We start from the raw sequence: 21617 nt of genomic DNA on the forward strand, positions 1-21617 counted from the left end.
ACTACAAAGATTTTGAGTAGAGCATGAAAGTCAAGATACACACACTTTTTCAATACCTACTGGATACCACGGAAGCGGATCCAGAAGCTTTCGTTGGGTTTTCCTTGTCCGAGTCGCCGCGTTTGGGTGAGTTCATGAATGCGCTGGATCCAGCGCTGCCGTTGGATTGGAACCAAAAGAGCTTTCGGGGTCTGCCCGCTTTACGACGGCATGTTTTGGACCGCGCCGGCTTGTCTGATGTTTGCAAGCCAGACGATGTTCTGATCACCGCCGGCGCCGCGGAAGCCAATTATCTTGCATTCATGCAATTGGTCCAACCGGGCGACGAAGTCGTAACGGAACGTCCGGGCTGGCCACAAGCGGGCGTATTGGCAGAGGCAGTTGACGCGACGCTAAAAGTTGTCGACCGCGAAGAGAGAGCTGGTTGGGTATTGCCGCTCGACAAAGTTGAGGCCGCAGTAACAACGCGCACGCGGCTCATCTTTATGACCAACCCCAATAACCCCACTGGGCAGTTGATGACACAAGCGGAGCTGGAAAGGCTTGTCCAAATCGCAGATCGCGTAGGTGCATGGCTGGTTGTTGACGAAGTTTACGCGGGATTGGAGTGGGACGGGTCCCGTGCCCCTTCGATTGCTGGTTTGTATCCAAGGGGTATCACGACGGGCAGCGTTTCCAAGGCACTGGGGCTCCAGGGGCTACGCACCGGCTGGATGATATGCCGTGATTCAGATCTCATTTGGGATGCTATTATTCTGCGGGAAAACTCGAGCGAAATTATGAATATTCTCGGCGAAGTCATCGCGGAAATTGCCTTGAGGTCTGACCGATATAATCAGGCTTTGAAAACTGCACGGGCAGCTGGGATGAAAACGTTGGAACGCCTGGATAGGTTTGTTGCCGATCAGCCCAACCTCGATTGGGTCAAACCTCAGGCTGGATTAATTGGTTTGGCACGGCTCGATGGGATTGATGGCGACGTGTTCGCCAAACGCTTGCTCGCCGATCCCTATCGGACATTTCTACTACCGGGTTCGTCTTACGGGATGCAGAACCACATCCGACTGGGTGTGGGGGGAGGTGCTGCTGCCAACCTCGACCTTGGCCTAGAGCGCATGGGCGAACTATTGGCAAACTGGTAGATTTAGGACACTCATTTCGACGGTTCGGGCTGCAAAGTCGGTCAAATAACGTTGCCCGCCCCAAGCTGACACTACGCCCAATTTTGGTGCAAGTTCACCTGCCATACGCTGAAAGCTCTATCGCTAGAATAACGCTGTCGGCGCGCTAGTTCGAAGATGGAACAACTGATTCATAAACAAGGTTCGAAATGACAGGTTGGACAACTGAAAACGTCCAAGACTATCCGCGACCACCTGCGCTGCGGGCAGTGCCTCATCGAGTGCGGATCGAGCTCGGCGGTCAAGCAATCGTGAAAACCGATCAGGCGTTTCAGGTTCTCGAAACCCATCACGCCCCCACGTATTATATTCCGCCGCAAGACATTGATGCCGTTCTGACAAAGGCCTCAGGTAGATCATTCTGCGAGTGGAAGGGTGTTGCGAGCTACTGGGACGTTCAGAACGGGGCAGCTGCGGCTAAGAAAGCTGCGTGGAGTTATGCGGCACCAACCATCAAATTTGAACGGATTAAGGGCTATCTCGCCTTTTACGCCGGACTTATGGACGCTTGTTTTGTTGGTGAGTACCCGGTGATCCCGCAACCCGGGGACTTCTATGGAGGTTGGGTCACCGAAAACTTGAAGGGTCGCATAAAAGGCGCTCCGGGCACGGAATTTTGGTGAGTATTGATGACCGACCCTAAATCCTCACCAACCCCTTTGGCAGTTCCTACAAGCCGTTTGGGCCGTGTTGCCGGTTTAAGCAGCATGACGGCAGGCATTGCGGGGAACATGGCAGCACGCGCCCTAAGAGAGATCGGTCGCGGCGCGCGACCCGATATGCGTGGTTTGTTGATGACACCCGGCAACGTGACACGAGTCGCGGATCAACTCGCTCGCATGCGAGGCGCCGCGATGAAGGTGGGTCAGTTGATTTCGATGGATGCAGGTGAGGTCTTGCCGCCTGAACTGGCTGACATCATGGCGCGTTTACGAGATCAGGCGCATTTCATGCCACCGAAACAATTGCGTGACGTCCTGAACCGAGCTTGGGGTGCAGATTGGCGAAAATCCTTCAAAGACTTTAACGTTAGGCCCATAGCGGCAGCGAGCATTGGGCAAGTACATCGTGCGACATTGAAAGACGGGCGCGATGTGGCGATCAAAGTGCAATATCCCGGTATCGCGCGCAGTATCGACAGCGACGTGGCCAACGTTGCCACTCTGGTTCGCATGTCAGGTCTGCTTCCCCAAAGCTTTGATCTGGCTCCGTATATCCAAGAGGCGCGCAGTCAATTACATGAAGAAACGGACTATGAACGCGAGGGGCAATATCTGCGCTGTTTTGCTGATCTATTGCAGGGCGATGAAGCGTTTAAAATCCCAGAGTTCTATGCAGATTGGAGCACGCCAGAAGTTCTGACGATGTCCTTTCTGGAAGGTCGCCCTATCGAGGCCATGAGTGATGAGACAAGCGAGGAACGCAATCGAGTCTCAGAGGCCTTGGTCAATCTCACGCTGAGCGAGGTTTTTGAGTTCGGTATGATGCAGAGCGATCCAAACTTTGCCAATTACCGATACAACCCATCCAATGGAAAAATCGGTCTCTTGGATTTTGGCGCGGCACGCGCACTGCAACCATCTGCAATAGATGGATACGTGGATCTATTGCGCGCCGGTTTGCTTGAAGACGGCGCGGCGCTTCGAAAGGCTGCCATACAACTGAAGCTTATTGAAGGTGATGGCCCATTTGACGACCGGATCCTCAGAATGATCCGTAGCGTTTTCGAAGCAATTCTATCTGCGAATGAATTTGATTTCTCTGACCGAACGATTTTCCACCGCCTGAACAAAGAGAGTATGGCTCTGATCGAGGTCGGCTATATCCCACCCCAGGTGCCAATGGACGTTCTTTACCTTCAGCGAAAGATTGGAGGAATGTTTCTGTTGGCTACTCGATTGAATGCCTCGCTGCCCGTGAAGATGCTGCTTGAAAAGTACGTCATCTGAACTAGCCCAATTCACTCAAAACCAACAAGGCGAACAACTACAAACCTGCGTCACTGATCAGCGTGACCAACGCAAGATGAAGTGTGAATACGGCGCGAATGCTGCCAAACGCGGATTCGAGAACGTCTTTGAAGAGCCAAGGCCGCGTCCACAGCGAAGTGGAGAAGTGGTTGAAACAAAGATCCAATTTCTGTGGCCATACGTACAGTACTTGAAGAACGGAGGTATCGTGCAAGTCGTTTGGTTCAAACGGGATTTACGGGTAAATGATCATCCGGCACTTTCGCAAGCGTCTGAGGTCGGGCCAGTTCTGCCACTCTATGTTGTTGAACCGGAGCTTTGGCAGCAACCCGACGCGTCAACACGGCAGTGGAACTTTGCTGCTGAGACAATCGCCGGACTTCGAAAAGACCTTGGGGAACTTGGCCAGCCTCTTGTTGTGCGCACCGGGCAGATTGTGTCGGTCCTATCCGAGTTGAAGGATTGTGGTCTAGTCGACGTACTTTGGTCACACGAGGAAACAGGGAACAATTGGACGTATCAGCGGGACCTTCAGGTCGCGGCTTGGTGCAAGGATCATGGTGTGCATTGGCACGAAGTGCAAAACCACGGCGTTTTTCGAAGGCTCAAGTCTCGCGATGGCTGGGCGGGACAGTGGGACAGGTATATGGCATTGCCCGTTTCGTCACCAGTTGCGCTTAAACCAATCGACATAGAGCCAGGGTATATTCCCACGGCGCGCGACCTCGGCTTGCGGGATGGTCTGTGCGTTGGTCGTCAAGCCGGTGGACGAGCTGCGGGTTTGGAGCGGCTGAACAGCTTTCTGACCTACCGAGGCAAAAGATACCAACGCGAGATGTCCAGCCCTTTGGAGGGAGCCGTTGCGTGTTCGCGGCTATCACCCTACCTGGCTTGGGGCGCGCTTTCGATGCGCGAGGTAACCCAAGCGACTGAAAAGCAAAGACGCAGATTGCCGTCGCAAGCAAAGGACTGGCGCAATTCGCTGCGCTCGTTTTCAGGCCGATTGCATTGGCATTGCCATTTCATTCAGAAACTTGAGGATGAACCTCGAATTGAGTTTGAAAATTTGCATCGGCTCTACGACGGGCTTCGACCGAAAGCGCCAGATTGCGAGCTTTTGGCTGCCTGGTGCAAAGGCGAAACGGGATATCCGTTTTTGGATGCATGCATGCGGTCATTGCAAGCGACGGGGTGGCTCAACTTTCGGATGCGCGCAATGGTGATGGCCACGGCGAGCTATCATCTCTGGCTGGATTGGCGTGCCCCGGGGGAGCATTTGGCGCGCATGTTTACCGACTATGAGCCGGGCATTCACTGGAGTCAGGTGCAAATGCAATCGGGCACCACCGGAATCAATACCGTGCGCATCTATAACCCAGTTAAGCAGGGTTACGATCAGGACCCTGATGGGGTGTTCATTCGGACATGGTTGCCGGAATTGGCCAATATTTCGGATCAGCATATACACGAACCCTGGAAAGCTGAAAGCGCGCAGAAAATCGTTGGAACGGTCTATCCAGATCGTGTTTTTGACCATCTCGCAGCAGCTAAAGCCGCGCGCGAGCGGGTTTGGGATGTCCGCCGGAGCACTGAGTTTCGCGCCCAAGCGCAAGCCATCTCGGCAAAGCACGCGAGCCGAAAGACCAGGTGGACTGCTCGCAAAGATGCGCGGTCGGCTCAAGATCAAGAGCAACTCGACCTGCCTTTGGGGGACCAACGATGAGGATGCGGAAGAAAGCCGATTTGCCCCAGAAAATCTGCCCGATCTGCAAGCGCCCGTTCACCTGGCGCAAGAAATGGGAAAACGTTTGGGATCAAGTGAAATACTGCTCAAAAAAATGCAGGTCGGCCGCATGACCGAGATTTTTCCAGAAATTGTGGAAGCGAAAGAGACGATCAGTTTCAAGCCCACACGAACCAATGGCCTTAAAAGGCTGAAGCAGTTCGTAGGACGCGCCGGTCGGCATTATGCAGGTAAGCGGAACTACGATTTTGGGACCGATCAACGCAGCAATGTATCGGGTTTGTCACCTTGGGTGCGCCACCGTTTGATAACGGAACAAGAGGTACTGGCGACTGTACTAGCGTCACATAATCCCGACGCGGCGGAGAAGTTCGTTCAAGAAGTGTTCTGGCGCACTTACTTCAAGGGCTGGCTGGAACAGAGGCCCAGCGTCTGGGCACATTATCAACGGGATCTGTTGAGCGCTTTAGAGCGACTAAAATCCGATCAGGGCTTAGAGATCCGTTTCAACGATGCAGTGAACGGCAATACCGGCATCGACTGTTTCGATCATTGGGCGCGGGAACTGGTGACGACCGGTTACCTCCACAACCATGCGCGCATGTGGTTTGCATCAATTTGGATTTTTACGCTCCACATACCCTGGCATCTTGGCGCGGACTTCTTTTTGCGGCATTTGCTGGATGGCGATCCCGCGTCAAACACGCTGAGCTGGCGGTGGGTCGGCGGATTGCACACGAAAGGCAAAACCTACCTCGCGCGACCCGATAATATTGCCAAATACACGCAAGGACGGTTTCAACCAAAAGGCCTCGCCAAATTTGCAAAACCGTTGACCGAGCCGCTAGATCACCCGCTCATTCCACTTTCTATCCCGCTCATTCCCGCGGACAGCCCTTATCTGTTGCTGTTGACAGAGGATGATCTGTCAAGTGACTGCTTAGTGCGGACATCGCCTGCGGCCGCGATTGGACTTTTGGCGACGCATGGTCGGTCTCCAAACCCGATGGGGGACGCCGCAAAGGATTTTGCCAAGGGCGCGATTAACAGCGCCCTGGAACCCTACGGAAAGCTTGCTCAGTCCGCCGAAGACTGGAGTGGTCCGTTGATCAAGGCAGCACGGAATGCTGGTGTCACAACCATTGCAACAGCCTATACGCCTGTCGGTCCCACTCGGTCACGATTGGATCGTGCGGAACCCTTTTTGAGGGACGCAGGCCTATCCTTGAATCGGATTCTTCGGCCTTACGACGCTTTGACATGGCCTCACGCAAGGGCCGGCTTCTTTGGTCTTCGAAAGAAGATCCCATCGCTTTTGAGCCAATTAAACCTGGCCACCCAACCAAGGCCATAGCCGGTGTCCACTGCCGCGCTTCTACTTCCCAACCAATTGTTTGCCCAGCACCCCGGTGTCGCCGCCCGACCCGACGCGGTTGTGCTTTTCGAAGACCCGCTTTTCTTTTGCGATGCGTTTTATCCTGCCACGATGCACAAGCAAAAGCTTTGGCTGCACCGTGCTTCCATGACGCGCTATCGCGATGGCTTGGTCGCAAAGGGATTTGATGCCGCGATTTGGCCCTTTGAGCGGCAGCCGGGCGCATGCCTGTGCCTGTTTCAAAGTCTGCGGGACCGCGGCATCAGCCATATAGTCATGGTTGATCCGGTAGACTTCATTGCAGAAAAACGTCTTAGGGCGGCGGCTGGCAAAACCGATATCACGCTCGATTTCCAGCCATCACCTGGTTTTTTGAACACTCGGGCCGACAATCAGGATTGGTTTGCCGGTCGAAAACGCTGGTTCATGGCAGAGTTCTACAAAAGCCAACGCCGCCGCTTGAATGTGTTGATGGACGGCGGTCAACCGACGGGTGGACAGTGGAGCTTTGACGAGGAAAACCGCAAGAAAGTACCTAAGGCGCTGTTGGGCAGCCTGCCCTGGATCGACTGGCCTGTCCATGACGCCGTTGATGAAGCTGCAAAAGCAAGTGTTCTTGCTGACTTTCCAGAAGCATTGGGCAGCCTGGATACGTTGTACTATCCGACATCACACAAAGCTGCGTCCGACTGGCTGGCGCAGTTTCTGGAACGGCGGTTTTATCACTTTGGCGACTATGAAGATGCCATTGTTGCGGGCGAAAATTGGCTGTGGCATGCCGTTCTCACGCCAGCCTTGAACATTGGATTGTTGACGCCCAGACAGGTTTTGGACGCTGCCCTGGCGCATGCGGATCGCAAGGGCGTTCCCCTGAATTCGGTGGAAGGTTTTGTCCGTCAGATCATTGGTTGGCGCGAGTTTATGCGCGCGACCTATGAGAGCCTGGGTGTGCCGATGCGCACTACAAATCATTGGGGCCATCACCGCCCAATGCCCCGCGCTTTCTACGACGGAACCACTGGTATTGATCCGCTGGATGACACGATCAAAAGGGTGCTCAAGACAGGGTATTGTCATCATATTGAACGCCTCATGGTTTTGGGTGGATTTATGTTTCTGTGCGAAATTAATCCGGATCATGTCTATCGCTGGTTTATGGAAATGTTCGTCGACAGCTATGATTGGGTTATGGTTCCCAATGCCTACGCGATGAGCCAGCATGCCGATGGCGGGTTGATCACCACCAAACCGTACTTTTCGGGCTCAAACTATGTTCGCAAAATGAGCCATTGGGGCAAGGGGCCATGGGCCGATATTTGGGACGGGCTGTATTGGCGCTTTATTCTGAAACACAGCGATAGACTGGCTGGCAATCCCCGATGGGCGATGATGTGCCGTACGGCTGAACGGATGTCGCCAGAGGCCAAGAGCACGCACATAAAGACGGCTGAAGCTTTTTTGCGACGGATGACACAAGCATGAACACTATGGTGGCGCGTGACTGATATTGAGGTCACATCCCGTGATCAACTGTGGGAGTGGCTAAGCATGCATTTTGCCCAACGTGATAGCGTCCGCCTGATCACGTGGAAGGCGGCACATCCGCAGAAATATGTCAGTCGGGACGAGGTGCTGGATGCGCTGATCTCGCATGGTTGGATTGATGGAAGACGATTTACAATCGATGAAGACCGGACGGCGCAACTGATCAGCCCGCGAAAACAGCAAGCCTGGTCCAAAAGCTACAAAGACAGAGCAGAGCGCCTCAGGCAAGAAGGCTTAATGCACCCCGCAGGAGAGGCGTCCATACAATCCAGTAAGGCGTCAGGACTGTGGAACTTTTTTGATGACGTCGACGCTCTGATTGTGCCAGACGATTTATCTGGTGAATTGGACCTGAACAAATGGGAGCAATTGCCGCCCTCTTATCGACGCAACGTCCTGCGCTGGATCAAGATAGCTAAGAACCCAACAACGCGCCAACAGCGGATCACTAAGACGGTCGAAACAACGCATGCTGGAAAAAGAATGCAGCAAATGTAGCGACTTCTGGTTTGCCCTTTGTTTACAATCGCAATCTGAGCTTTCTTAGTGAAAGCGTGTGGACATCAGATGAGCCTGTGTTGAAGACGACGGTGTTGTTGTGCTGTCCCATCAGACCTGGCCCGATGGTCTGGCGAACGTGGGGATCGATTTTAGTGCGGTGCACGGAATCTCTATAGGATCTGTCGGCTGAACCGCGATAATCAAAGGGCATTAGTCTGATCCAAGAAATCCGCCGAAGCGTATCTATCAAGAACCAATAAGGAAGGAGATAAATATGCTCCCGAAGAGTATTCTTACGGCGACCTTTGGATTACTCGTAGCATCTTCGCTTCAAGCCGGAGTACAAATTCGCTTCATAGAAGGCGCACCCAAGGACCGTTTCGTTCTGACAAATGTGGGAACGTGCCAAGTTGAAGCCTCGAACGTCAAAATTGACCTGTCGCAATCTGCCGGACGATTGATTTTCGACGTGACCGAAAAAGGTGCGGGCGTAGAGGTCTTCCAGCCTCTCGAATTCGTTGAGGGTGCAGATGCACTGCGTCAACTTCCTTCGGTTGTGGACGGGCAAAATACAATTGAACTTGAGATCGCCTCCCTCGCAGCCGGGGACACACTCGCCTTTACCATCGATGTAGATGACACTATCGGGCAACGCGAAATCACCGTAACCGGGTCGGAGATCGAAGGCGCCACGGTGTCATATACTGATGCGGATAAGACCAGTACTGCGACCTTCTCTTCCGAAGCACTTGTCAACGTTACGACCAAGGACTGCTGAAAGCTATCCTACAATGTCGAATTGGTTGATCCGCATAGCATTCCTTGCGCTTGTGATGGGCGGCGGCATCCTGATCGGGACACTGACTGCACCTGGCGATTGGTATGCGCAGCTTTCTAAACCTGCTTTCAATCCACCAAATTGGATATTTGGCCCGGTTTGGACGGTGCTATATGTTTTGATCGCTATGGTTGGTTGGCGTCAGTTTGACACAGACCGAAGCTCGACCGCTATGAAGCTGTGGTGGGCGCAGATGGGTCTGAACTTCTTGTGGTCCCCAACCTTTTTCGTATTGCAAATGCCGTGGGTGGCCCTTGTGGTCATTGTCGCGTTGCTGACTGTCATCGTCGTGTTCATCGCTGAAGTCAGGTACACTGATCGAGTCTCTGCCCTGGCCTTCCTGCCGTATTTAGCATGGGTCGCATTTGCCACGGCGCTTAACCTTTCCATTTCGATATTGAACTGAGGAAGAACAATATGCGTGGCAACTTCGTTGGGCTTGTTTCAAGTCTATTTCTCATCGGATCTACAATGGCACAGGCTGACGGAAATCTTACTGAATACTTCTCCGAGTCTCCGGAGACGCGTTGGGACTACGTTGCCGACACTGTCATGGGAGGGGCCTCTTCAGGGCAGGTGCAGTTTCGTTCGGAAGGTAATGTTGCATTCGCGCGGTTGACCGGAATAGTGAGTACAGAAAACAACGGTGGCTTCATCCAGTTTCGACGCAAGTTGCCTGATCGGCCAGATGCGAGTGCTTCGGGCGTCAGGCTATTGGTCCGGGGTAACGGCGAGCAATACTTCGTCCACCTCAGGACACGTGGCACGGTGGTTCCTTGGCAATATTATCAGGCCGCGTTCGCAACTTCTAACGAGTGGACAGAAGTTTATTTGCCTCTGTCAGACTTCAAGGCTTCAGGTGCCATGTTACGCGCTATTCCCGTCGCTGACGGAATCACCTCAGTTGGAGTTGTTGCCTACGGGCGCGATCACGAGGTTCGCGTAGATGTCAACGAGATTGGTTTCTACTGAAGGTTTCCCAAAATAGGACTGATATCTTCAAATAGGTTAGTTTGACATGGTTCGAGATCGAAGTGTGCCAAAAGAAACTGCAAAACTTGATTTTGGATGTCCGCTTTGGGCTGAGAGCGGAAATTTCGTTGCGCTGAGTAGATGGCGGCTCTGTCCGCAAGGCAGACTCTCGGTAAGTTTTGGTGAAGGTCTGCTTCTGAGCCCAAAGCGGAAGTGTATTATAGTGTGGCCATTCCTACAGCGGGAAGTGGGCGATCGGCATGTAATTGAAACTAACCCGGGATCATCCTGCATCAATATCTATTCGGGGGACGGATCAGGGGATGATTTTCAGACTCATCCTTGAAAGATTTAAAAATCAACAGATTGCAATGATAATTGGTGCCCAGGAGAGGCACATGCAACCTGTTTGAGGTCGTTCGTTCCTCTTGTATTTTACTATATGCTACAATTGTTTATCTTATCAAATTGTCCAAACTTATCGTGCTGCGTTTGACATCATCCAATAGGATAAGGTGGATATTAAGCATTTTCTTTTGCCATGAGGCAGCGCTCGGGTTGGACGTGGATCTTCAGGCGACGGAGAAAGCCAGGGTATTATTGGGAAAGTTCCGTCATCAGCCGAAACATATTCCCCCGATGCAGTGGGACGAAGATCCCAGTTTCTATGAAAGCTTGAAGGAGTCGTTTCTCTCGAACTTGGCAATGAGGTTGCTCATCCTAAGCAGGGGGCCGAAAAGGAAGAGAAGAGTTGATGTTAATCTTGAGCTGGGCAGCAAATGAACAGACGCGATGCGGCGCCGCCGTAGCTCCACCGCTAGACTCTGAAACTAACAACGGGCTTAGACTTCAGCGGCAGCTTCACAAAGTCGCTATTGGCTCTCCTCGCCGCGCCCGCGGAATTGGGTTTACCGAATTACTGGAAATCATGGCTTTGCGGATATTTAACGGAACAGGTTAGCTGACTGCTCTGAGCCCAACTCGGCCATCGTGTTTTCGAGCTACGCGCTCGAAGCACGGTTTTGCTGCATAAGCAACAACGCGTCGAGGTAATGCGGCGAGAAAATCGGTCATTTGTGTCTGGTTCAGCAGGGTTTCATCAGACTATGAGCAAATCCCGGGAAAAAGCGAGAATTCGTGAACCTAGTCCAAAACACTTGACGGAGCAAAACTCAGTAGGCTTCCCGGCCAAATGCGATGAGAGAATTAGATAATGCTGGGTAACTGAGTGTACTATCCCTGCAAGCCATGCTTCTTGATTTTGTTGTAAAGTGTGCGGGTGGTTATTCCCAGTTCCTGTGCCGTTTGCGCCCGGCGGAAGCCATTGCGGGCCAGAGCCTCTGCTATCCAGTCGCGTTCTGAGACTAGCGTTCCAGCCGAAGTCTCTAGGGCGGGAGTAGCTGAAACCGAGGCGGGCTTACGGCGCAGGAACTCGACATCCTTCAGATTGATTGTCGACCCATCTGATTTGCGTATCGCCCGCTGGACCGCAAAATAAAGTTCTCTCACGTTGCCGGGCCAGTCGTGCTCTAACATCAGACGAAGCGCAGCGTTTGAGAATTTCGGAGTCTCGTTGATCACCTGCCGTCCGATGTGCAGTGCCAGCTCGGGGATATCGTCCACGCGTTCGCGCAGCGGTGGCAGCAGGATTTCGTGCCCTGAAATCCGGTAATAAAGATCTTGGCGAAACCTGTTGTCTTCAACCACTTCAATCATGTCCTGTGTCGTGGTCGAAATGATCCGCGCGTCCGCCCGTCTGAGCGTATGATCCCCGATACGCTGCACGGTCTTTTCATCGGTGAACTTTAGAAGCTTGCCCTGATGTTCCGGCAGCAAGGCGGTGATTTCATCAAATATGACAGTGCCGCCCGAGGCTTGTTCCAAAGCACCGCGTTGTGTCCCCGTCGCACCAGAAGCACCGTGTACCTTACCCAGAAGGTGTGCGCCGCCGTCCTCGCTACCCAGGGCGGGGCAATCTACGACCACTGGCTGCCGTCGTGCAGACGGGCCTGCGTGATGCAGTTTGAGCGCTGCACGGCTTTTGCCGGTTCCCGTTTCACCGATTAACAAAACCGGGATATCCTCATGGGCAAGATCATCAAGTTCTTCGCGGATCAACTGCATGGAGTAAGAAGACCCGACCAATTCATGTTCAGTTGTTGGCGCACCGGTCTCGATTCGTGACAGGCTGGGAATGGCAGTGAACCCCTTGGTCACCTCATTCAACGTTTGTTCTACCGGCAGTCGGTCCAAGGTTGACCCTGCTACAAAACCTTGCACACCGCACAGGCGGGTGATGGCCAGCGCTTCTTCGGGCGAGGTGATCGGCCCCCCATGGCAAAGTCTGTCCACCGAAGTGGGAACGCCCTCTAGAACGCGGTCAATTTGGGCTGCGGCGGTCTCTAAAGTCAGGTGCGTGTTGACCCCTGTTCCGCCGCTTGTAAAACCAATATTCACGCAGATTGCGGTTGCCCCGGCATCGACCATTTTGCGAGCTTGCGCATTCGTCTGGACGTAGGAAAACACGCCCAACCCGACATTTGTGGCTTCCTTGACCATCGCAATTTCCCGATCAAGACCCAGCCCTTCGCGTTCGATCAGGGCGCCCAGACGCCCGTCGATCAATGTGGTCGAGGGGAAGTTGCAGATGCCGGAAAAGCCTAATGTTTTGGCCTTTTGGACCAATTCCGCAATATCAAGTTGAGGATCGCTTACGGAAAATCCGGCATAAATCGGGGCAGAGCATCGCCCCAGCATTTCCCGCTCGGCGAATTCCATGACCCAGTCATTGGCCGCGCGCACTGGCAGAAAGCTGGTCAGTGACGATGCGCCTTGAACCCGAAACCGGCCTGCGTTCAGCGCAAGCAAATAATTGGCCCCTGCCTTGTCAGCAGCCTTGGCAGTCAGTCCGGAGCCTACGACCGCGGCAAATAAGAAGCTGTCTCTGCGCGCGCTCATGCGGTGGCCTCACATCTGACCAGCCCATCTACTTCCAACGTACTGAGCGGGACGGATCGCTCATGCCAATCGGATGTGTAGGCGTAGATAGTAGCATCGGGTGCCTCGGTTCGGATCGTGTCGATGATACGTTGCAAGGATCCCAGAACCAGCGCACTGCTCTCGCGGGTTTCAACCTCAAGTAAACCAGGGTGCAACACCAGATGCTTTAACCCCGCCTTCAAAGCGCCACGCCCCTGCGCCAGAGATATGAAAAAGGCCAGAGTTCTAAATCCGGCCTGTTGGGCCCGGGCCAGAAACGCATACTCAAATTCAGGCGAGGCTGGGATGGTCGACATGGATTGCCGCAACGCGCCGTCCAGCAGGATCGACGAAGGCCAATTGGTGATCCCACGGTACCCAAGCGCGTAAAGCTGCGAGAACATGGCCACTTCGGAGCCGAACGGGTCGCTCGCCAGCAGAGCAGCCCAATCGCCCTGCCGGGGTGTTTCGCGGACTGCCCTATTGTGATCAAGCCTTGGCATGACAAATGCCAGGTCTGCTTGCGCCACTGTTAAACCGTTCAGCGTTGGACAGTAGATTCGATTGGCTTCTGTAGAGTTGTCAGATTGCGCACCAGTCAGGGTCAGAGTGGTCATGGCTCAACTTGGGAAAGCTTTTCTTATTTTCAGAAGCTTTTTCTCATTTTTTCCTAATTCGAGCAAGGCCAGTTGAGGTGATTTGACTTAATTATCTGATTTTAAACATTATATTTCTCATTCGAAAAATGCGCTTATCTCTGTGATGGCTCAAATTCCTGCGTCATGCTTTCCCCAAGCGGGAGGAACCATGACCTTATTTCTAATCGTCACCCTGAATGGGTTGACGCTTGCAGCACTCTATTTTTTGGCGGCCAGCGGCTTCAGCCTGATCTTTGGGCTAATGCGGACGGTGAACATGGCCCATGGCGCGTTGCTGTTGCTGGGTGGATATGTCGGATACAGCATTGTCGATGTCACTGGTTCATGGGGGCTGGGCGTTGTCGGTGGTGGCCTGGCAGCCGCATTGGCCGGAGCCATCGTGCAGGCAGGGGTTTTGGGCTGGATGCAGGGGGATGAGCTGCGCCAGACCCTCGCCTCGATTGCGATTTCGATCATCATGGCCGATCTGATGCTGTGGTATTGGGGCGGGCTGACCTATCAGGTCGAGCTGCCGGACGCTCTGGCCGGGGGACAGCGCCTGCCAGTTTTGGGCGTGGGATATGCCAATATCCGTCTGGCGCTGATGGGTTTCGCGCTGGTGGTTGGGATTGGCCTGTGGTTCCTGATCCAACGGACACGCTTTGGTGCTGTGATCCGCGCGGGCGTTGATGATCAGGACATGCTGCGGGCGCTGGGATATCCGATCAACCGTATCTTTGTCATTGTGTTTGCCTTGGGAGGCATGTTGGCCGGTATGGCCGGGGTCGTCGCCGCGAGCGCGCTGTCGATTGCGCCGGGGACGGACCTGCAATTCCTGTTGTCTTCGCTGGTGGTGGTGATCGTCGGCGGAATGGGCTCGATCGGCGGGGCCGCCTTGGGTGCGCTGCTGGTCGGTCTGGCCGAGCAATACGGGCTGGCCTATGCGCCCACCTACGGCGTGGTGTTCACCTTTGCGATCATGGTGCTGGTACTGGCGGTACGCCCACAGGGCCTGCTGGGAAAGGCCGAGCTATGAAACAGGCGTTCATCCTTATTCCTCTGCTGATCCTGCCCTTCGTTCTGAACGATTTCTGGCTGACGCAGGTCGCCACACGTTCGCTGATCCTTGGCATCATGGCACTAAGCCTCAGCTTTCTGGCGACCTATCTGGGCGTTGTCTCTTTCGCGCAGGCGACCATGGCCGGGATTGCGGGTTACACCATCGCCTTTTTTGGCCCCAATACAGTGGGGATCGGAGTTCCGCTGCCATTCTGGGTCTCGATCCCACTGGCGCTGGTCCTTGCGACTGTTTCAGGTGCGTTGGTTGGCCTAATCGCACGCCGGTCACGTGGTATCTACGCCATCATGATCACGCTGGCGATTGGTGTGGCGTTCTTCTACTTCACCCGCCAGAACTATACCTTCTTCAATGGCTGGACTGGCTTTTCCGGCGTTCGAGCGCCCGAAATTGCCGGCCTCAGCCTGCGCGATCCGCTGCCGCTGTACCTGTTGTCTCTGGGCATGGCCGCGCTTGCATTGGCGCTGGTCAGCGGCTTTGTCCGCTCACCGCTTGGGCTGACCATTCAGGCCGTGCGTGACGCACCCGGTCGTGTGCTGGCGCTGGGGGTTTCCATCACCACGCCTATCGTTGCCGCCTTTGCCTTCTCGGGTCTGCTGGCCGGGGCCGGTGGCATCCTGAACGTCTGGTACCAGGAACGCATCTCATCCTTTTCAGTCGGGCTTGGGCCCATCATCGACATCCTCATCATCTCGGTCATTGGGGGCCTGCGCCATCCGGGCGGAGCGTTTGTGGGCGCGGTGGTCTTTGTTCTGCTGGACACCTTCGCCGTCGACCTGATCGACCGGGAACGGTTCAACACGCTGATTGGCGTTGTGCTGCTGCTGATCGTGATCGTGGCCCCGGGCGGGCTGCAACAACTGGCAAGTGACTGGATGGCGCGGCTGCGCCGTCCAGAAGTCAAAGAAAAGTCAACTGTCCGAGCAAACTCATAGGGAGGAACCTAAGAAATGAATAAGCTCAAAATGGCTGCATCCGCGCTGGCGCTCTGCGCAATGGCGGTCCCGGCCTCTGCCGAAGATGTTAAAGTTGGAGTGATCTCGATCCTGGAAGGCGCGTTTGCCGCGCTCGGTCAGGATGGTATTCGGGGCGCGGAACTGGCGGTTCTGGAAACCGGTGGCGAGGTCGATGGCAACAAGATCGAAGTCATCACTATGTCGTCCGACGCCAGCCCCGACAGCGCCGTGAACGCGGCCCGTAAGCTGATCGAACAGGACGGCGTGGACATCATCGTTGGCCCGCTATCCGGGTCCGAGGGTCTGGCGCTGCGCGATCTGTCGAAATCCTATCCCGGCGTTACCTTCCTGAACGGATCGTCAGCCGCGCAAGATACGACACTGCGCGACAGCTCTGACAACTTCTACCGTTTTGGCGGTGATGGCGCACAGTGGATGGTCGGCGTCGGCGATTACGCCTTCAACGATATGGGCTACAAATCCGTGGCTGTGATCGCCGAGGACTATTCCTTCCCATACACGCAGGTTCTGGGTTTCATGACTGAGTTCTGCGAGGCGGGCGGTAAGGTCCCTGAGAAGTTCTGGACGCCCATCGGCAACAAAGATTACTCCTCGGTCGTCTACTCGATCCCACAGGATGTCGATGCTCTGTTCGTGGCGCTGGGTGGCGCGGATGCGGTCAACTTCCTGACCCAGTATAGTCAGGCGGGTGGTGAAAAGCCCATCATCGGCGGTTCGATCACCATCGACCAGTCCATTTTGGACAGCAAAGGCCCGTTCAAGAAACTGCTGGTCGGCGCACCTGCGGGCACCCCGACCGTCGGCGATTATGACGGTGACGAATGGAAAGCCTTTACCGCCAGCTATACCGAAGCCTTCCCTGATGGCTTCTCGGCCCCTTCGATCTTTGCGCATCACTACTACATGAGCGCCAAGGCCGCGATGCTGGCTCTGGACGAAGTTGATGGTGATCTGTCGGACGATCATGCCGCCTTCCGTGCAGCGCTGAACGATCTGACCTTTACCACCCCCACCGGCGGCACGATGCGGCTGGACAAGAACCGCAATGGTGTGATCGACAACTTTGTGACCGAAGTCTACGAGCGTGAAGACGGCTCGCTGGGCAACCGCGTGGTCAAGGTTGTGCGCGATGTGGATCAGCTTCTGGGACAGGACGAAGAGGTCTTCCTGGCCTCGGGTCCGGTCAGCCGGGACAACCCCTCGTGCCCGTAAACCACTCACATAACACAGCCAATGCCCTGGAGGTCCGGGGCATTGGCAAACGCTTCGGCGGGTTCTGGGCGGTTCAGGATATCGACCTGACCGTCCGCCCCGGCGAGCGTCGCGCTATCCTGGGGCCGAACGGGGCGGGCAAGACCAGCCTGTTTAACGTGCTGACCGGAGATACCAGCGCTACGACCGGCCAGATCACCCTGTTTGGTGACAGTGTAACGCGAGAGCCGATCAACAAGAGAATTCAACGCGGGCTGCGTCGGACCTACCAGCACGCCCATCTGTTCAACGGTCTGACTGTGCGTGACACGCTGTTTCTGGCTGTCGCCGGGCTGCGGGGCAGTTGGCGGCAGGTAATGCCCCTTCGCGCCAGCGATGCCCGCCTGGCCGAGGCCGAACGACTGGCCGAGGTCGCTGGTGTTGCTGATGTGCTGGACCGCGAGACCTCGGAACTCAGCCACGGACAACGGCGGCAATTGGAGATCGGTATCGCACTGGCCGAAGACCCGAAAATATTGCTGTTGGATGAACCGGCGGCGGGGCTTTCGCCTGCTGAACGTCCGAAACTCAGCGCGCTTCTGAAGTCCTTGCCCGAGGATGTGACCGTAGTGCTTATCGAACATGATATGGATATCGCATTGCAAACCTCGGAAAGCGTTTCGGTCCTTTATAACGGGCGCTTGCTGGCCGAAGGCTCACCGGATGAGATCATGCGCAACGAGGATGTGCACCGCGTCTATATCGGGGGTGCTCATGGCCACTGACGCTTTGCTGGAAATTCGCGGGGTAGACCTGCGCTATGGCTCTAGTCATGTGCTGCACGGGGTTGATCTGAACCTCGGTACCCGCCCTTTGGGCATTCTGGGGCGCAACGGAATGGGCAAGACCAGCCTGTGCAACGCGATCATGGGCCTGCACCCGCATTCGGCGGGGGAAATTCGGTTTGACGGTGTGGATATGACTGGTCTGCCGCCTGAGAAGCGCGCGCAGATGGGCATCGGCTATGTGCCGCAAGGGCGGCGGGTGTTCCGGTCGCTGACAGTCGAGGAACATCTCAAGATCGTCGAACGCAAAGGGGGCGCCTGGTCGATTGACCGCGTGTACGAAACCTTTCCGCGCCTCAAAGAACGCCGCCGGAACCTTGGCAACAGGCTGTCCGGGGGCGAACAGCAGATGCTGGCCATCGGTCGCGCGCTGCTGCTGAACCCGCGCCTGATGGTTTTGGATGAACCGACCGAAGGGCTGGCCCCGGCCATTGTCTCGGACGTGATTGATCTGATCGAACTGATAGCAAGCGAAGGCATCGCGGTGTTGCTGGTTGAACAGAACATGCACGCGGCGCTTGCCGCTGTGCAGGACGTGGCCCTCATGGTCGGAGGAGAGGTGGTCGAACGGATGACAGCAGAGGCGCTGGAAAACGATCAGGCGATGCAAAAGCGCCATTTGGGGCTGGAGCCGGGCCAGTCGGGCTAAGGGAGGGAAGGATGACAAAAAGAGCTTACGTGATCGGCACAGCCGACACCAAAGGGCCAGAGTTGGCATATGTGCGTGACCTGATCGACGCGACGGGCATCGAAACTGTCCTTGTCAATGTCGGCACCAAAGGTGGCGAGACTGGCGTGGATGTCACGGCTGCCAGTGTCGCGGCCTGCCATCCCGACGGTCCGGCGGCGGTGTTCGTGAATGATCGCGGGCAGGCTGTGACCGAGATGTCGCGGGCACTTACCGCTTTTGTATTGGGCAGAGAAGACCTGGGCGGCATCATCGGGCTGGGCGGTTCGGGTGGGTCAGGGATTATAGCGCCCGCTATGCAAGCCTTGCCGATCGGGGTGCCTAAGGTGCTGGTCTCGACGCTCGCGTCGGGCGATGTCTCGGCCTATGTGGGCGCGTCAGATGTGAACATGTTCCACCCGGTAACGGATGTATCCGGTCTGAACCGTGTGTCGCGCAAACTGCTGGGCAACGCGGCGCACGCGCTAGCCGGTATGATGGCCAATGAGGTGCCCGAAGCCACGGATGACCGCCCCGCTCTGGTTTTGTCGATGTTCGGTGTCACGACCCCTGCCGTTCAGGCCATCACTGAAGGGTTGTCCGACGACTACGATTGCCTCGTTTTCCACGCCACCGGCAGCGGTGGGCGGTCGATGGAACAACTGGTCGATCAGGGCGACGTGGAGGGCGCACTGGATATCACGACGACCGAGATTTGCGACTTGATCGTGGGCGGTTTCCTCAGCGCGGGTGAGGAGCGTCTCGACAGCATTGCGCGCAGCAAACTGCCTTATGTCGGCTCGTGCGGGGCGTTGGACATGGCGAATTTCTGGTCCCCCGACTCGGTGCCCGCGCAATTCAAAGGTCGCAACTTTTATCATCACAACGCGCAGGTCACGCTGATGCGCTCGACCCCCGAGGAATGCGCCCAGATCGGTGTATGGATCGGCAACAAGCTGAACGCCTGTGAGGGGCCGGTGCGCTTCCTGCTGCCTCTGCGCGGGGTCTCAGCGCTGGATATCGAAGGTGGTGCTTTCCACGATCCAGCGGCAAATGAGGCGCTGTTCCAGGCGCTGCGTGACACGGTGGTCCAGACACCTGACCGGCAACTGGTCGAGCTGGATATGCATATCAACGATCCCGCCTTTGCCGAGGCCGCGATCAGCAATTTCAACGAAATCTACAACCGGAAGGACAATTGAGATGGCAGTCACAGGACGCGCAGAAATCCTTGGCCGCCTGCGGGCCAAAATAGCAGCAGATCAGGTCATTGTCGGGGGCGGAGCGGGCACCGGTCTGTCCGCCAAATGTGAAGAGGCTGGCGGCATCGACCTGATCGTCATCTATAATTCGGGCCGTTATCGCATGGCCGGTCGCGGGTCGCTGGCGGGGTACATGTCTTACGGTAACGCTAATGAGATCGTCGTCGACATGGGGCGCGAAGTTCTGCCGGTCGTCAAGAACACCCCTGTTCTGGCAGGGGTAAACGCCACTGACCCGTTCTGTTTGATGGACAAGTTTCTGGATGATCTGGAGGCAATGGGGTTCGCGGGCGTGCAGAACTTTCCCACCGTCGGCATCATTGATGGCCGCTTCCGGCGCGAACTTGAGGCTACGGGCATGTCCTATGACATGGAGGTCGAGATGATCGCAAAGGCTCATGAGCGCGATCTGTTGACCACGCCCTACGTGTTCAGTGCCGACAACGCCGCCGAGATGGCCAAGGCGGGCGCGGATGTGATCGTGGCGCATTTCGGCCTAACCACAGGCGGATCAATCGGAGCAGGCGACAGCGCACCCGACATCGAAGAATGTGCGCGGCTTTACGACGAATGGGCAGCAGCGGCGCGGACCTATCGCGATGACCTGATCTTTATCTGCCATGGCGGTCCGCTAGCCGAGCCGGAGGATGCACAGAGGTTCCTTGACCTCTGCCCGGATTGCCACGGTTTTTACGGTGCATCATCAATGGAGCGTCTGCCGACCGAACGGGCGATCACAGCCCAGACCGCCGAGTTCGGCAACCTGCGGCGGGGTGCAGAACGCTCCAAAGGCGTCGCTTGACTGCAAAGCGACAAGGTTCAGAACTATTTCGTAACCAAAACACTACCGGAGAATTGGGATGATCGGAAAATTCATGCTGTCGGCGGAGACACCGCAGGAAACGCTTGATTGGGGCAAGTTGAAGTGGATGAGCAATCCACCCGCAACAGGTGCTGGGCAACTCACTGTGATTGAGGTCAGCCTTGCACCGGGGCATGGCCACGATTTTCACAAGCACCCCGATCAGGAAGAGGTTATCTATTGCGTCGCAGGCAAGGTCGAGCAATGGCTTGGTGAGGAAAAGCGCGAGATGGGGCCGGGGGATTCGGTTTTTATCGGCGCAGACGTGGTCCACGCCACTTTTAACGTCGGCGATCATGATGCAACGCTTCTGGCCATTTTGGGACCATGCGTCGGAGAAATGGGGTACGAAATCGAAGACGTCGCGGATCAGGCGCCTTGGAACGGTCTGCGGTAAATCCGTACAAAAAACAAAGCGCCAACTACAATCACATGTGCACGCTACCCAAAAATTCTAGACTTGGCAGTCTGGCCAGACGCAGGATGGTGACGGGAAGCCTGGGTTCTTTCTTGGGCAAGATCAGAGCTGCTCAATTGGGTGTCCGTTGCCGGGTCACTAGGGCCAAATGGAGATTGGAACCTGTGCACCTACAGGTGCTGACAGGACTGGGTTGTTCTGTCAACCTGTGTCTGCCGAATTGCGGTTTAGTGGTTATGACGGCGCACTGCAATACAGCGAGAACGAGAATTGCATGGCTCGCCTGCCTCATTTCCCAAATTGAAAAGCCCGTCACCGCAGAAAGGCTTCATTACACTATTCGGAACGGACCATGAATGACCGGCTTTGACTCGAAATAGCAGCACGGTGATCCGCAATCTGGAAATGCAAGCAGCTGCTAAGTCAGCAATAGCCGCATGTGCACAAGGTCGCTGTGCGGACGACGCCACAATTCGGCCAAAGGGCAGCGGAGACAACAACGGCCCAAAACAAGTGATTTGGTGAGGTGCAGAATTGCTTCGCCTACGCCCGCATTGTCGACATTCGCTGCCAG

At 55.6% G+C, this 21617-nt stretch carries 21 protein-coding genes; 19 read left to right on the forward strand and 2 right to left on the reverse strand.

Features of this window, described 5'->3' with window-relative positions:
- The first annotated feature begins 134 nt into the window (after window positions 1–134).
- The 11 genes from RUESEDTHA_RS07480 to RUESEDTHA_RS07530 all read left to right on the forward strand — a co-directional run bounded on the left by RUESEDTHA_RS07480 (window position 135) and on the right by RUESEDTHA_RS07530 (window position 10126).
- Window positions 135–1142: a pyridoxal phosphate-dependent aminotransferase gene (locus RUESEDTHA_RS07480; protein ID WP_255431645.1), complete on the forward strand. Its 1008-nt coding sequence runs from the start codon at window positions 135–137 to the stop codon at window positions 1140–1142.
- A 188-nt stretch (window positions 1143–1330) separates the two neighbouring features.
- Window positions 1331–1804: a DUF427 domain-containing protein gene (locus RUESEDTHA_RS07485; RefSeq protein ID WP_180885736.1), complete on the forward strand. Its 474-nt coding sequence runs from the start codon at window positions 1331–1333 to the stop codon at window positions 1802–1804.
- Window positions 1805–1810: 6 nt separating this feature from the next.
- Window positions 1811–3130 carry an AarF/ABC1/UbiB kinase family protein gene (locus RUESEDTHA_RS07490; protein WP_180885738.1) on the forward strand — a complete coding sequence of 440 codons (1320 nt, stop codon included), beginning with the start codon at window positions 1811–1813 and terminating at the stop codon, window positions 3128–3130.
- A 229-nt stretch (window positions 3131–3359) separates the two neighbouring features.
- A complete protein-coding gene (locus RUESEDTHA_RS07495; RefSeq protein WP_219635831.1) occupies window positions 3360–4874 on the forward strand; it encodes a deoxyribodipyrimidine photo-lyase in 1515 nt (504 codons plus the stop codon).
- A 2-nt stretch (window positions 4875–4876) separates the two neighbouring features.
- The gene (locus tag RUESEDTHA_RS07500) at window positions 4877–5008 is read left to right on the forward strand and encodes a DUF2256 domain-containing protein (RefSeq protein WP_370456773.1); all 132 of its coding nucleotides are present in this window, start codon (window positions 4877–4879) and stop codon (window positions 5006–5008) included.
- Window positions 5005–6249, forward strand: coding sequence for an FAD-binding domain-containing protein (locus tag RUESEDTHA_RS07505; protein ID WP_180885741.1), 1245 nt, complete (start codon window positions 5005–5007; stop codon window positions 6247–6249). Before RUESEDTHA_RS07500 ends, RUESEDTHA_RS07505 begins: the two co-directional genes overlap by 4 nt.
- Before the next feature lie 3 nt (window positions 6250–6252).
- Window positions 6253–7752, forward strand: a complete 1500-nt coding sequence (locus RUESEDTHA_RS07510; protein WP_180885743.1) for a cryptochrome/photolyase family protein — start codon at window positions 6253–6255, stop codon at window positions 7750–7752.
- A gap of 66 nt (window positions 7753–7818) precedes the next feature.
- Window positions 7819–8313: a YdeI family protein gene (locus RUESEDTHA_RS07515; protein ID WP_180885745.1), complete on the forward strand. Its 495-nt coding sequence runs from the start codon at window positions 7819–7821 to the stop codon at window positions 8311–8313.
- A gap of 277 nt (window positions 8314–8590) precedes the next feature.
- Window positions 8591–9094 carry an aggregation factor core gene (locus RUESEDTHA_RS07520; RefSeq protein WP_180885747.1) on the forward strand — a complete coding sequence of 168 codons (504 nt, stop codon included), beginning with the start codon at window positions 8591–8593 and terminating at the stop codon, window positions 9092–9094.
- A 13-nt stretch (window positions 9095–9107) separates the two neighbouring features.
- Window positions 9108–9560, forward strand: coding sequence for a TspO/MBR family protein (locus RUESEDTHA_RS07525; RefSeq protein WP_180885749.1), 453 nt, complete (start codon window positions 9108–9110; stop codon window positions 9558–9560).
- 11 nt (window positions 9561–9571) lie between these two features.
- A complete protein-coding gene (locus RUESEDTHA_RS07530; protein ID WP_180885751.1) occupies window positions 9572–10126 on the forward strand; it encodes a CIA30 family protein in 555 nt (184 codons plus the stop codon).
- 1233 nt (window positions 10127–11359) lie between these two features.
- On the opposite strand, the gene RUESEDTHA_RS07535 is transcribed toward RUESEDTHA_RS07530, so the two are convergent.
- Complete coding sequence (locus tag RUESEDTHA_RS07535) at window positions 11360–13084, reverse strand: phosphoenolpyruvate hydrolase family protein (protein ID WP_180885753.1); 1725 nt, start codon at window positions 13082–13084, stop codon at window positions 11360–11362.
- Window positions 13081–13722, reverse strand: coding sequence for a phosphoenolpyruvate hydrolase family protein (locus tag RUESEDTHA_RS07540; protein WP_180885755.1), 642 nt, complete (start codon window positions 13720–13722; stop codon window positions 13081–13083). The genes RUESEDTHA_RS07535 and RUESEDTHA_RS07540 overlap by 4 nt, the downstream gene beginning before the upstream one ends.
- 190 nt (window positions 13723–13912) lie before the next feature.
- Between RUESEDTHA_RS07540 and RUESEDTHA_RS07545 the strand changes: the two genes are divergently transcribed.
- The 8 genes from RUESEDTHA_RS07545 to RUESEDTHA_RS07580 are packed head-to-tail and all read left to right on the forward strand — an operon-like array spanning window position 13913 to window position 21022.
- On the forward strand, window positions 13913–14779 hold the full coding sequence (locus tag RUESEDTHA_RS07545; RefSeq protein WP_171210936.1) for a branched-chain amino acid ABC transporter permease: 867 nt from the start codon (window positions 13913–13915) through the stop codon (window positions 14777–14779).
- Window positions 14776–15756: a branched-chain amino acid ABC transporter permease gene (locus RUESEDTHA_RS07550; RefSeq protein ID WP_180885757.1), complete on the forward strand. Its 981-nt coding sequence runs from the start codon at window positions 14776–14778 to the stop codon at window positions 15754–15756. The genes RUESEDTHA_RS07545 and RUESEDTHA_RS07550 overlap by 4 nt, the downstream gene beginning before the upstream one ends.
- Window positions 15757–15771: 15 nt before the next feature.
- Window positions 15772–17010: an ABC transporter substrate-binding protein gene (locus RUESEDTHA_RS07555; protein WP_180885759.1), complete on the forward strand. Its 1239-nt coding sequence runs from the start codon at window positions 15772–15774 to the stop codon at window positions 17008–17010.
- A complete protein-coding gene (locus RUESEDTHA_RS07560; protein WP_180885761.1) occupies window positions 17001–17774 on the forward strand; it encodes an ABC transporter ATP-binding protein in 774 nt (257 codons plus the stop codon). Before RUESEDTHA_RS07555 ends, RUESEDTHA_RS07560 begins: the two co-directional genes overlap by 10 nt.
- Window positions 17764–18483 (forward strand): ABC transporter ATP-binding protein, encoded by a 720-nt coding sequence (locus RUESEDTHA_RS07565; protein WP_180885763.1) that lies wholly within the window; start codon window positions 17764–17766, stop codon window positions 18481–18483. The genes RUESEDTHA_RS07560 and RUESEDTHA_RS07565 overlap by 11 nt, the downstream gene beginning before the upstream one ends.
- An 11-nt stretch (window positions 18484–18494) precedes the next feature.
- Entirely contained in the window at window positions 18495–19703 is a 1209-nt protein-coding gene (locus RUESEDTHA_RS07570) for a Tm-1-like ATP-binding domain-containing protein (protein WP_180885765.1), read from the forward strand.
- Window position 19704: 1 nt separating this feature from the next.
- A complete protein-coding gene (locus RUESEDTHA_RS07575; RefSeq protein WP_180885767.1) occupies window positions 19705–20565 on the forward strand; it encodes a phosphoenolpyruvate hydrolase family protein in 861 nt (286 codons plus the stop codon).
- Between the two features lie 58 nt (window positions 20566–20623).
- Window positions 20624–21022: a cupin domain-containing protein gene (locus tag RUESEDTHA_RS07580; protein ID WP_180885769.1), complete on the forward strand. Its 399-nt coding sequence runs from the start codon at window positions 20624–20626 to the stop codon at window positions 21020–21022.
- Window positions 21023–21617: the final 595 nt, after the last annotated feature.

The sequence above is a fragment of the Ruegeria sp. THAF57 genome, from assembly GCF_903914075.1.
Lineage (GTDB): Bacteria > Pseudomonadota > Alphaproteobacteria > Rhodobacterales > Rhodobacteraceae > Ruegeria.

Coding starts and splice junctions, on each gene's coding strand:
- RUESEDTHA_RS07480 (WP_255431645.1), top strand. CDS start 135: ATGAATGCGCTGGATCCAGCGCTGCCGTTGGATTGGAACCAAAAGAGC.
- RUESEDTHA_RS07525 (WP_180885749.1), top strand. CDS start 9,108: ATGTCGAATTGGTTGATCCGCATAGCATTCCTTGCGCTTGTGATGGGC.
- RUESEDTHA_RS07540 (WP_180885755.1), bottom strand. CDS start 13,722: ATGACCACTCTGACCCTGACTGGTGCGCAATCTGACAACTCTACAGAA.
- RUESEDTHA_RS07555 (WP_180885759.1), top strand. CDS start 15,772: ATGAATAAGCTCAAAATGGCTGCATCCGCGCTGGCGCTCTGCGCAATG.
- RUESEDTHA_RS07505 (WP_180885741.1), top strand. CDS start 5,005: ATGACCGAGATTTTTCCAGAAATTGTGGAAGCGAAAGAGACGATCAGT.
- RUESEDTHA_RS07570 (WP_180885765.1), top strand. CDS start 18,495: ATGACAAAAAGAGCTTACGTGATCGGCACAGCCGACACCAAAGGGCCA.
- RUESEDTHA_RS07500 (WP_370456773.1), top strand. CDS start 4,877: ATGCGGAAGAAAGCCGATTTGCCCCAGAAAATCTGCCCGATCTGCAAG.
- RUESEDTHA_RS07580 (WP_180885769.1), top strand. CDS start 20,624: ATGATCGGAAAATTCATGCTGTCGGCGGAGACACCGCAGGAAACGCTT.
- RUESEDTHA_RS07530 (WP_180885751.1), top strand. CDS start 9,572: ATGCGTGGCAACTTCGTTGGGCTTGTTTCAAGTCTATTTCTCATCGGA.
- RUESEDTHA_RS07490 (WP_180885738.1), top strand. CDS start 1,811: ATGACCGACCCTAAATCCTCACCAACCCCTTTGGCAGTTCCTACAAGC.
- RUESEDTHA_RS07535 (WP_180885753.1), bottom strand. CDS start 13,084: ATGAGCGCGCGCAGAGACAGCTTCTTATTTGCCGCGGTCGTAGGCTCC.
- RUESEDTHA_RS07515 (WP_180885745.1), top strand. CDS start 7,819: ATGCATTTTGCCCAACGTGATAGCGTCCGCCTGATCACGTGGAAGGCG.
- RUESEDTHA_RS07520 (WP_180885747.1), top strand. CDS start 8,591: ATGCTCCCGAAGAGTATTCTTACGGCGACCTTTGGATTACTCGTAGCA.
- RUESEDTHA_RS07565 (WP_180885763.1), top strand. CDS start 17,764: ATGGCCACTGACGCTTTGCTGGAAATTCGCGGGGTAGACCTGCGCTAT.
- RUESEDTHA_RS07485 (WP_180885736.1), top strand. CDS start 1,331: ATGACAGGTTGGACAACTGAAAACGTCCAAGACTATCCGCGACCACCT.
- RUESEDTHA_RS07545 (WP_171210936.1), top strand. CDS start 13,913: ATGACCTTATTTCTAATCGTCACCCTGAATGGGTTGACGCTTGCAGCA.
- RUESEDTHA_RS07550 (WP_180885757.1), top strand. CDS start 14,776: ATGAAACAGGCGTTCATCCTTATTCCTCTGCTGATCCTGCCCTTCGTT.
- RUESEDTHA_RS07575 (WP_180885767.1), top strand. CDS start 19,705: ATGGCAGTCACAGGACGCGCAGAAATCCTTGGCCGCCTGCGGGCCAAA.